The sequence below is a fragment of the Guptibacillus spartinae genome (assembly GCF_028610625.1).
GTDB classification, from domain to species: Bacteria; Bacillota; Bacilli; order Bacillales; family Guptibacillaceae; genus Guptibacillus; species Guptibacillus spartinae.
Window position 1 is genome coordinate 237,285 of record NZ_JAQQWU010000005.1, and the last position, 9,834, is coordinate 247,118.

13 protein-coding genes are annotated in these 9,834 nt (G+C 39.5%); 4 read left to right on the forward strand and 9 right to left on the reverse strand.

Annotated elements, in window-relative coordinates; all coding sequences use genetic code 11:
• The first annotated feature begins 11 nt into the window (after positions 1 to 11).
• Positions 12 to 800, forward strand: coding sequence for a glucose-1-dehydrogenase (locus PQ511_RS11655; protein ID WP_273852076.1), 789 nt, complete (start codon positions 12 to 14; stop codon positions 798 to 800).
• On the opposite strand, the gene PQ511_RS11660 is transcribed toward PQ511_RS11655, so the two are convergent.
• The 3 genes from PQ511_RS11660 to PQ511_RS11670 form a co-directional block, all read right to left on the reverse strand.
• The gene (locus tag PQ511_RS11660; RefSeq protein ID WP_273852077.1) at positions 797 to 1,327 is read right to left on the reverse strand and encodes a GNAT family N-acetyltransferase; all 531 of its coding nucleotides are present in this window, start codon (positions 1,325 to 1,327) and stop codon (positions 797 to 799) included. The genes PQ511_RS11655 and PQ511_RS11660 overlap by 4 nt on opposite strands.
• Positions 1,328 to 1,473: 146 nt before the next feature.
• Positions 1,474 to 1,674: a hypothetical protein gene (locus PQ511_RS11665; RefSeq protein WP_273852078.1), complete on the reverse strand. Its 201-nt coding sequence runs from the start codon at positions 1,672 to 1,674 to the stop codon at positions 1,474 to 1,476.
• A 108-nt stretch (positions 1,675 to 1,782) separates the two neighbouring features.
• On the reverse strand, positions 1,783 to 2,619 hold the full coding sequence (locus PQ511_RS11670; RefSeq protein WP_273852079.1) for a formate/nitrite transporter family protein: 837 nt from the start codon (positions 2,617 to 2,619) through the stop codon (positions 1,783 to 1,785).
• 248 nt (positions 2,620 to 2,867) lie between these two features.
• Between PQ511_RS11670 and PQ511_RS11675 the strand changes: the two genes are divergently transcribed.
• The gene (locus tag PQ511_RS11675) at positions 2,868 to 4,070 is read left to right on the forward strand and encodes a cytochrome P450 family protein (protein WP_273852080.1); all 1,203 of its coding nucleotides are present in this window, start codon (positions 2,868 to 2,870) and stop codon (positions 4,068 to 4,070) included.
• A 41-nt stretch (positions 4,071 to 4,111) separates the two neighbouring features.
• Here PQ511_RS11675 and PQ511_RS11680 read toward each other — a convergent pair whose 3' ends face one another.
• Together PQ511_RS11680 and PQ511_RS11685 are read right to left on the reverse strand one after the other, a co-directional pair.
• Positions 4,112 to 4,561, reverse strand: coding sequence for a CBO0543 family protein (locus PQ511_RS11680; protein WP_273852081.1), 450 nt, complete (start codon positions 4,559 to 4,561; stop codon positions 4,112 to 4,114).
• A 225-nt stretch (positions 4,562 to 4,786) separates the two neighbouring features.
• Complete coding sequence (locus PQ511_RS11685; protein ID WP_273852082.1) at positions 4,787 to 5,206, reverse strand: RrF2 family transcriptional regulator; 420 nt, start codon at positions 5,204 to 5,206, stop codon at positions 4,787 to 4,789.
• Positions 5,207 to 5,343: 137 nt separating this feature from the next.
• On the opposite strand from PQ511_RS11685, the gene PQ511_RS11690 reads away from it, so the two are divergent.
• The gene (locus PQ511_RS11690) at positions 5,344 to 5,799 is read left to right on the forward strand and encodes a GNAT family N-acetyltransferase (RefSeq protein WP_273852083.1); all 456 of its coding nucleotides are present in this window, start codon (positions 5,344 to 5,346) and stop codon (positions 5,797 to 5,799) included.
• Positions 5,800 to 5,875: 76 nt separating this feature from the next.
• Entirely contained in the window at positions 5,876 to 6,601 is a 726-nt protein-coding gene (locus tag PQ511_RS11695; RefSeq protein ID WP_273852094.1) for a Bax inhibitor-1/YccA family protein, read from the forward strand.
• A 129-nt stretch (positions 6,602 to 6,730) separates the two neighbouring features.
• Here PQ511_RS11695 and PQ511_RS11700 read toward each other — a convergent pair whose 3' ends face one another.
• The 4 genes from PQ511_RS11700 to PQ511_RS11715 all read right to left on the reverse strand — a co-directional run.
• The gene (locus PQ511_RS11700; RefSeq protein WP_273852084.1) at positions 6,731 to 7,561 is read right to left on the reverse strand and encodes a hypothetical protein; all 831 of its coding nucleotides are present in this window, start codon (positions 7,559 to 7,561) and stop codon (positions 6,731 to 6,733) included.
• A 38-nt stretch (positions 7,562 to 7,599) separates the two neighbouring features.
• Positions 7,600 to 8,187 carry a hypothetical protein gene (locus tag PQ511_RS11705; protein ID WP_273852085.1) on the reverse strand — a complete coding sequence of 196 codons (588 nt, stop codon included), beginning with the start codon at positions 8,185 to 8,187 and terminating at the stop codon, positions 7,600 to 7,602.
• A 324-nt stretch (positions 8,188 to 8,511) separates the two neighbouring features.
• Positions 8,512 to 9,399 (reverse strand): alpha/beta hydrolase family protein, encoded by an 888-nt coding sequence (locus PQ511_RS11710; RefSeq protein ID WP_337957761.1) that lies wholly within the window; start codon positions 9,397 to 9,399, stop codon positions 8,512 to 8,514.
• A 148-nt stretch (positions 9,400 to 9,547) separates the two neighbouring features.
• The coding region (locus tag PQ511_RS11715) for a hypothetical protein (RefSeq protein WP_337957762.1) at positions 9,548 to 9,834 on the reverse strand (287 nt) is incomplete at its 5' end.

A 9,834-nucleotide genomic window follows, 5' to 3' on the forward strand; every position in this document is an offset into this window, starting at 1 on the left:
AGGTTTCTGAAATGGTCTATAAAGAGTTAAAGGGAAAAGTGGCGATCGTGACTGGCGCAGCTTCTGGTCTTGGGAAAGCAGTTGCCACTCGTTTTGGTGCAGAAGGGATGAAAGTCGTCGTCAATTATTTATCAAAAGAAGACGAAGCTACAAATGTCGTCGAAGAAATCAAACGCTCTGGCGGAGAGGCGATCTCCGTGCAAGCAGATGTTTCGAAAGAAGCTGACGTAGAAAAGTTAATCAAGGCAGCTCATGAGAATTTTGGAACCCTGAATGTGATGATGAACAACGCAGGGATTCAAAAGGAAATTCCTTCTCATAAAATGACGTTAGACGATTGGAATAACGTGATCTCCGTCAACCTCTCCGGAACATTTCTCGGTTCAACAAAAGCGATTAATTATATGCTCGAACATCAAATCAAAGGCTCCATCATTAATATGTCAAGCGTTCATGAGGTTGTTCCATGGCCACACTTTGTGCATTACGCTTCCAGCAAAGGCGGAATGAAGATGCTAACTCAAACGCTTGCTCTTGAATATGCACCTCATGGCATTCGTGTGAATAACATTGGACCTGGCGCCATTAATACACCGATTAATGCTGAGAAATTTTCAGATCCTAAGACAAAGGAAGACGTGCTCTCCATGATCCCTATGAAAGAAATTGGCGAGCCAGCTCAAATCGCCTCCATTGCTGCTTTTCTCGCCTCTGATGAAGCGAGCTATGTGACTGGAATTACGCTATTTGCCGATGGTGGGATGAAGCTTTACCCTGCTTTCCAGGCTGGAAGAGGCTAGAAGTCATTCTCCTCTTCCTTCCTCTTTTCGCTTGCGTATAATGCAAGCTGTTTATCCCATTTACTAATCGTACGGTGATAGGTCATGCCAATTCGCTTCGCTACCTTTAGCGAAGCATTATTTTGCGGATCAATTAATGAAACAAGCTTGTAAAGACCTAACTCGGTGAAGGCATATTTCTTACATGCGAAAGCTGCTTCCGTCGCAAAGCCTCTTCCCCAATGTCGTTTCGCAAAAAGATAGCCTAGTTCCACCTCAACACCATGAGCCAATTTTTGAAGAACCAATCCACACTGGCCTAGAAATTGGCCACTTGCTCTTTCTTCAACGATCCACATGCCAAAGCCATAGCCTTTGTAGTGATGCAATGTCCACTCAATCCACTTTACTGTATCCTGGCGATTTTTACAGGACGGATAATACGTCATCACTTCTTTATCTGAAAATAATGCGAGAAGAGTATCCTCGTCGTCTCGCACCATTTTTCGTAAAATCAATCGCTCTGTCGAAAAGATTTGCGTTGTCATTAGGTTCTTCACCTCTTCCGCATCAAAAAAAAGAGTTACAATCATTTTCTGATAGTAACTCCTCCTTCCATTAGCTTATACGCTTTGGCGGAAAACATTCCCTCCAGTAGGAGGACGCTCACTCTCTTCCTCATCCTGATCGTTTGTTAAAGAGCTTTTCCGTGCCGATTACGCTGTTCATATTCTCCAAATTCCATCGCCTCCAATATGGCTTCTTCAGAAAAGCCTGTCAGTATGGAGATTTGTCGTATATCACATGTCTTTTTTTGATGCTCCTTAATGAATTGAATCGCTACCATTGCTTGATACAAAACTTTTGTGTATTTGCTTAATAGCTGTTGACTCATCGAGCTTCGGCCACTTCCTCTCCTGGATGAGAGAAGAGAGGAGCATCTCTCCCTTATACATTAACCTACCACTCTTATCGCCACGTTCCAACACGAAAAACTGAATTTTTACAATTTATTATGAAAAACTTTTGTAGAAGCGATTAAAACTGGTTTTGTTTGGATTTCCTTCCTATTTATAGGTTCATTCAAGAAGAAAAATAGCACACCAACAAAGAAACCACCACCTACAATGTTACCAAGTGTAACCGGAATAAGATTGTGAAAAAAACCAGCCAGGTTGATTATCTCAGAATGTGGAGATGTGAATGAAATAAGAAAAACAGCGAGGTTCGCAATGCTGTGTTCGTAACCTGATGTAAAAAAAGTGAACACGAGAAGCATCATGATGATTATCTTTGCCGTATCTCCTTTCACACGCAGCGGTAACCATACTGCCAGGCATACGAGCCAGTTGGCGAAAATGCCCCTAACAAACAAATAAGAAGTTGGGAGCGTCATTTTCTTTTCTGCAACCGTTACTAGTAAATGATCGGTTCGAATTGTTTGAAAAACACCGCTAAAGTAAAGCAATAATGTAAATAAAAGTATTCCTAGAAAATTACCTCCATAGCATGTCATCCAAATAAAAAATGTTTCTTTCCAGGATGTTACCTTCTTCATAGCGCTAATTGTGAGGTACATGGTATTGGAGGTGAACAATTCCCCTCCTCCATAAACAATGAGAATAAACGCAACTCCGAAAAACAGTGCTGTCATCACATAGGTCGCCGGTGAATGGACTTCATAGAAATACTGTCCAACTGTAAAGCTTAACACTAAAGCAAACCCAATATATACTCCTGCTAACATCGCGCGAAGCATATAATGCGTCAAACTCTTCGCATGTAAGTCTCGCTTAGATACTGCACTTTTGCAGATTTTCTCAATCGTATCCTTTTCCATCTCCGTCAGCTCCTATCACATGTTCAATGTTTCACATTTTATAATGAAAGTGTAAAACTCCTCTCCTTACTTAACAATACCTGCCAATTCACTGTTTCCATTTCGACACAATGAAAACGTCTTCTAAATGAAATCGTAGGAAAGTGTGACAATTCATACTGTTTGTTGAGAAACAATTCTTTTTCCTCTATACTAAGTATTGACTGACCAGTCAGTTATCACCTGGAACTTTAAAGGAGGAAGATCGTATGCAATCTGTTGAAGCCGTCTATCAATCGAACTTTAAAGAAGGCGCGTATGACTATTATGAAAACTTACGCCAAAGCGAGCCCATTACCTCACTCGGAAATTCGAATGGAAACAACACCTGGCTTGTGGCATCCTATGATGATGTCCTCGAACTACTAAAACGTCCTTCCTTTATAAAAGATCAATCGAAATTGTTTTCAAAAAGCGCTCGGATGGAGGATGAGCCTCTCGAAACAAAAATTTTTCATCACATGATGCTCGATGTTGATCCTCCTGACCACACGCGCTTACGAAAACTTGTACAACCTGGTTTTAATCCAAAAGCAATTAAAGAACTTACCCCTCGAATTGAAGCGATCGCTGATCAATTGATTGATGAAATGAAACGCAAAGACGGCGTAGTTGACTTGATTGACGATTTTGCCTTCCCGCTGCCGATTATCGTGATCTCTGAACTACTTGGCGTTCCTGCTGAAGACCGTGATAAATTTAGAAAATGGTCAAACTCTATCGTTTCAGCTTCCGATAACATGGAAGGTGAATTCATGAATGATGTTCAGGAGTTTACCGAATACCTCACCTCTCTTTTTGAGAAAAGAAAAGCGGATCCACAAGATGATTTAATCTCCAATCTCATTAAGCATGAAGAAGATGGAGAGAAATTAAGTTCTGATGAGCTTTATTCAATGGTTTTTCTTTTGATTATTGCCGGTCACGAAACAACGGTTAACTTGATTGGGAATGGCATGCTTGCGCTCTTCGAACATCCTGATCAGCTAAAGTTACTGCAAAATGACTTTTCTTTAACAGAAGGCGCGATTGAAGAAGCGCTTCGCTATTATAGTCCCGTTGACTTTTCCACCGCTCGTTGGGCGGAAGAAGATTTTGAATTTAAAGGGGTTCAACTTAAAAGAGGAGATATGGTTCTGGCATCCATTTCATCAGCCAACCGCGATGAGAAGAAATTCAAGAATCCTAACCAGTTCGATATTACACGCAAACCAAATCCGCATATTGCCTTTGGATATGGAATTCACTTCTGCCTCGGCGCACCTCTTGCTAGATTAGAAGGAAAAATTGCCTACCAAAAGTTACTCGCCGCCTTCCCTTCCATCCAGTTGGCTGGATCGTCTGCAGATGCCAAGTGGCGCAATATGTTTTTATTACGTGGTCTTGAAGAACTAAAGGTTCAGCTATCATAACGAAACAGCAAAGCCCTTCCGAATATGAGGAAGGGCTTTGCTTATAGGGGGACATACTTTTTGAGTAAACGATAGTAGCCATAACACACGATATATGCAAGAAAATAGGAGACGTAGGTCCAGTAAATGGTCCAGCCATTGGAGTAATGAACAAGATGAATCCAAACTCCGATTCCTTCAATGATCGTCGTGATTAATGAGAAGAATAAGATCACTACGAATGGATGGAAGCTTTGACGTTCAAGGGTTAGGAACAGATAGCCCGTTAAAATGGGGTAAACCCCGAAATACATGGGCAGTGCTGCAATTGGCTCAGTATCATACTCCGGGTCAATCCGCCAGAAGTCAAAATGAAAACCAAGAACATCAAAGATAACCGCTACAAACGCGGCAAAAGGGGCAATTAACAGAAAAAGCCTAAAATCTTTTTTTACAAGAAAAATGCCGGCAAGCCACGGTATGACAAATGCAACAACGATATTAAAGACCATCATCCACACTCCTTATATAAGGAATGCACGAATTTAGCATGATTTATACACATTACCTAGTTAACAGTAAAAAAAAAGAGTGCGACTATCGCACCTTTCATTTTTCACCATTTAATCCAATCACGATTTCGGAAAGTTTACTTCTGTCCATTTCCATTGAAAAAAGGCAATAATAGCGACAACTTTTTCTAGTACGTCAAAAAGTTATAATGAGTAAGCTTATTTTCATTTCTTTTTCGCAATTAAATGAGCGATTGTTTTTTGTTTCAATCCATCGACAAGCCAGCTTTCCATCTCATCTCTAAGCTCGAATAAAGCCTCTCTTGTAGGTGGAGCAAAACACTCTTTAGTAGCGACATCAAGAAAACCCTTTGGAAAAGGCTCTGCTTTCATCGCATCATATACTTCGGCTAAAGTTATATCAGCCGGATCTTTTATTAAGGAATACCCACCTTCACGTCCTTCTTTCGCCTGAATTAATCCAGCTTTTACAAGATGGGTTAGAATTTTTCTTAAAAAGGCAGACTGAGATTCGAGTTTCTCTGCTAGTTTACCACTTGGACATATTCCATCATGATCAGCAAGGACAATTAGGGCTTGAAGTGCCATTCCAAACCATCGTGTACTTGATCCGTATTCTGACATTCTTTTCACCTCTCTGCTCTATCTATTTTGATGGTTTCCATTTTGAAAGTAAAGTCCCAACCTCCGCGTTTACAGAAAACCCCTTGAATGAGTATACTCAATCTATAGAAATGATCCAATCAAGGGGGCGCAACGTTATGATCGCAGTAAGAATTGAAACAGAAGAAGCATTACAAGAAGCTTTTCGAATTCGAAAAGACGTTTTTATCGATGAACAAGGAACACCTGAAGATGAAGAATACGATGAATTTGATACGCTTGATACAGCTGATCACATTCTTATTTTGGATGAAGAAAAAGCAGTTGGTACAGCGAGGTGGAGGACTGTAGAAGGTGTAGGGAAATTCGAACGCATCTGCATTCTTGCTTCACACCGCAAGTTAGGAATTGGAAACTTAATTGTCCATAAGCTTGAAGAGCTCGCGATCAAGAAGGGCATTACGAATGTGAAGCTCCATGGCCAGGTTCAAGCAGAAGGATTTTATCATAAACTTGGCTACGAAACGCATTCAGACGTTTTTATAGAAGATGGCATCCCTCATGTCCTGATGAGGAAGAAACTTCCTGAAACTTTTACAAACACCACGTCGTAAGTTAGGTTAGAATCAAAAATGGGAACATACTTATGAGGATGAACCTATTAAAAGTAAAAAGGATGAAGTTGATATGATGCGAAGCGGAAATCCCGTTTTAAAGAACGACACATTTAACAGAACACGTGATCAAGGAGAAGCGATGACAATTGGCGGAACAGTCGCCAAAACGTTCTTCTTATTTCTTTTCTTGCTTGGGTCTTCCATATATACGTGGTATCGCTATTCACAAGGAGAAGACATCTATACCATGATGGTCATTGGCGCGATTGGAGGATTGATTTTTGCCATCATTACCTCCTTCTTTCATCGGGCTGCACCAATTACAGGACCAATTTATGCAACGCTTGAAGGCTTTGCGATTGGGGGCATATCCGCTATGTTAGAATCACGATATCCCGGTATCGTGATTCAGGCTGCTGCGCTCACCTTCTCTGTAATGGGCGTGCTTTTATTCTTATATGCCGCTCGAATTATTAAAGTAACGAAAAACTTCCGCTTAATGGTCGTCTCTGCCACACTGGCAATTTTTGTTGTGTACATCATTGACCTTGGGCTAAACCTTTTCTTGAGTGCCAACGTTCCTTACCTGCACTCAAACGGACTTGTTGGGATCGGGATAAGCTTGTTCATTGTCGCTATCGCAGCGCTTAACCTTGTACTTGATTTTGATTTTATTGAAAACGGCGCAAATCGCGGAGCACCGAAACATCTCGAATGGTATGGGGCATTTGGGTTAATGGTAACGCTCGTATGGCTCTATATTGAGATTCTTCATTTGCTACAAAAATTAAGACGATAACAAACAAAAGCCACATCATCTTAAATCATGATGTGGCTTTTGTTACGCTTTATCGAGAATGACTAGTAAATCCACAGGAAATGCGCAAGGACGCTTCTTGTACATTTTCAAGTAAACGAAGCATGATGATCACTCCTTGTTTCGTTCTAAAGGATATAATTCATATTCCCAACGATGCGTACACTCTTCTAACATGTAATAACCCCGCTCTTCATTTGGTACAATGCGTGTGCATTGTTGATTCGGAATAACGCCATAACTATAATCACTGGATACGTCAATCCAGCTTTCACCAGAGGGCTCATCATAGCGAACGACTAATTGATACCCATTTACGTTTATCGTTTCACCATCCTCTTTGTTTTGCACCTTTCTCATAAAGGCTTCGATCGCAGCATCAGTCACTTCTGGCGAGTTGGAAGAAGAGCTAAGATGAACTTCCTTTGTTCCTTCCACTGTATGAAAACGGACTGTGTGATCTCCAATCCATTCAGGATTTTCTAAACCGAGTGCAGCTTCTGCGTCGTATCCCGGATTGTTGACACTTTGGACCACCATGCGAATAGATTCATCTCCTAAACGCTTTCCAATAATCCCAAAATTCGTTTTATAAAAGTGGTAAAGATAGGTCGTTTCTCCAAGCGTAAAGTCTCGATATTCAATGGTAAGCGACTGAAGCGATTGTGATTTGATCGTCTTATAGCTGTAGTGTGTAAACAAGAGCTGGACACTCGAAATCAGCATAAAGAATAACCCGATGATGAGGACAAGAATGGTCATCCACTTCGGAATACGAGGCGAGCGAAAGCCAATCACCGTGAGAACTACAACATGGATGATGATGGGAATCAGCATGCCTGTTGGTTTCAAAAATAAAAAAAAGTAGTCCGAGAGAGCCATTATCAAAAGAAGAAGATCCATCGCAGCTAAAAACACGAATACCCATTTTGTTTTGGTCATGAAAAGTCTCCAATTTTCTCTTGTATTTAGAGTAAGATTTAAGCGTTATGTAATTGATCATGTAAAACGACAGCCATTCCAATCAGGATGATTTGTTCGAATGGCGTCGGCGATTTTATATGGTGCAGGTGATAATACCCACCAGAAAACAAGGAATCTTTTAATCTTACTGCTCGAGCCGACTTTTTTTGAATAGAGGCGATGATTTCATTTGTTTCTTCATTCTGAACGCTTAAGTGGAGGGAATTATTTTTTCCAATCGCTTTTATGTATGGATCTCCTTCAGGTAATCTAGCAGAAATAATCTGGTTCTTCATTCCTAACGTTTGCTTTAGAACCGCAAGTCTTTCACCCTCAGCTCCCAATACTTCTACGTCTCTATTGAACCCTCTGTTCTTTTTAAGTTGAGCAACCACCTCTCCCCTAACATTACTTACGTAAAAATGCTTACTCGAAACGGCATGCAGATTGATCCATTTCAAAAGTTGATTCTTCCACTCAATTGACGTTTTCATTTCTTCAATTCTACCAATCATACGCTTTCCTGCATAAAGACTGTATTCTCTGCTTTGACTTTTCAAGATGGAATCTTCATTCATACTCAGATTAGAATCGTTAGAAAGCATCGGTCATCTCCTTTCTAACTTAGCATCTTTTAATCGAATCTTTTACATATGTTACCACTAATTCATTTTTCTCTAAAGGCGTGAATGAAAAAAGTACTCGTGTTTACTTCTAAAGGGTTCCGTTTAGAGGTGAAAAATCAAAAATAGTGATCGTAAGGACCTACGTTTTGACACTGCAATTGATATACGTATATAAAAAAAGACTCATTTATTTGACGAGTCTTTTGTCTATATATCTTTACAGGGAACTATATTTTTTTCTTATTCCATTTAGGCTCCAAGATAACAGAAGAGTTGATTTCTATTAACGAAGCAGAGAGTTCGTCAACTTAATAGGAAATTTAATACTTCAGATTTTAACTCTTGTTGGAAAAGCTCTCTATTAAATCCTTCAGGATCTTGGGAAGGAGGAAATGAAGGGGACTTCATATTTGCTGGGAAAGGACTCAAAAAAGAGAAGTGTCCAGCATTTTCTATAACTTTGTGCACAACTTGTTCAGGATTTACAATTCCTTTCAATAAAAATTCAGCATGAAAAGAAGGTGTGATCTCATCCTTTTCGCCTGTCATCATTAAAATTGGTATTTTGACTTTTTCAAGTGCCCCTTCACTCCTAAACCACCCCAAAGCAGGTGCTAATAAAATTACTTTATTTATTCGTTCATCAACTTCTACTTCAATTTTTCTAGGTATTTGATTCTCCGTTTCCCAAGGAAGAGTAGATGGTGTACCTCCCGTCACTGCTATTGCGGTATAGCCACCCATTGAATGTCCAACAATCGAAATTTCATCAAATTTTACGTGCTCTTTAAATAGTTTGTCGTTATAAAACCAGTCAATGACTTGAGTTATATTTTTAGGTCTACTTTCTAATATTGTTGTTGTATTTTCTAACTGATTGTCATTTACATTATTAAATGGATGCTCAGGCATCGCTACTATAAATCCACTTTTAGCTAAATTCCTAGCTAGCTTTCTATAAACAAGTGGCGTTCCACCAGTACCATGAGAGATGACGACTAATGGAAACGCTTGATCTTGAAGGTTTGCATCAATTGAAACTTTTAATTTATATGGTCCTATGCTCTCTTCTTTTTCAGGCTTTTCAGTAGGGTACAAAACTAGCATAGGAAAGCTCACGCCTAGATTTTCATCTATAACATCTACCTTCATAAAACCTGAAAACTTTTCATTTTCCATATCGTTTATCAATTAAAAACCACCTCTTTTTTTTCATAAATATCATTATCACAACAAATACTTCCACGAATAAACTGCTCCGTCAGTTAAAAAACGATCGATATGTTAAACAATCGCTCCGAGATAATTGAGTATGAGATATAACTTATTTCTGTCGAATTCACCACTCAATATCTTCATAAATATCAGAGATAAATCTTCCATCCACTTTACCCTCTTCGAACAATTGTTTCGCTGTACTAAACTCTTGAGTAACTGAGCCTTTTACTTTTGTTAAGTAAAATCTCTCTTCATCTTGGCTAATCCAATATTCATTATTACCATAATGGAAATTGTACTCTTCTCCAATGTGAATTCCATTTTGAAACTCTTTGAACTGATCTTTAGTCATTTCATCACTCCATTCAAGTGTTTCAACTAGAGCTTGTAAAAAGCTAAACGAAACGA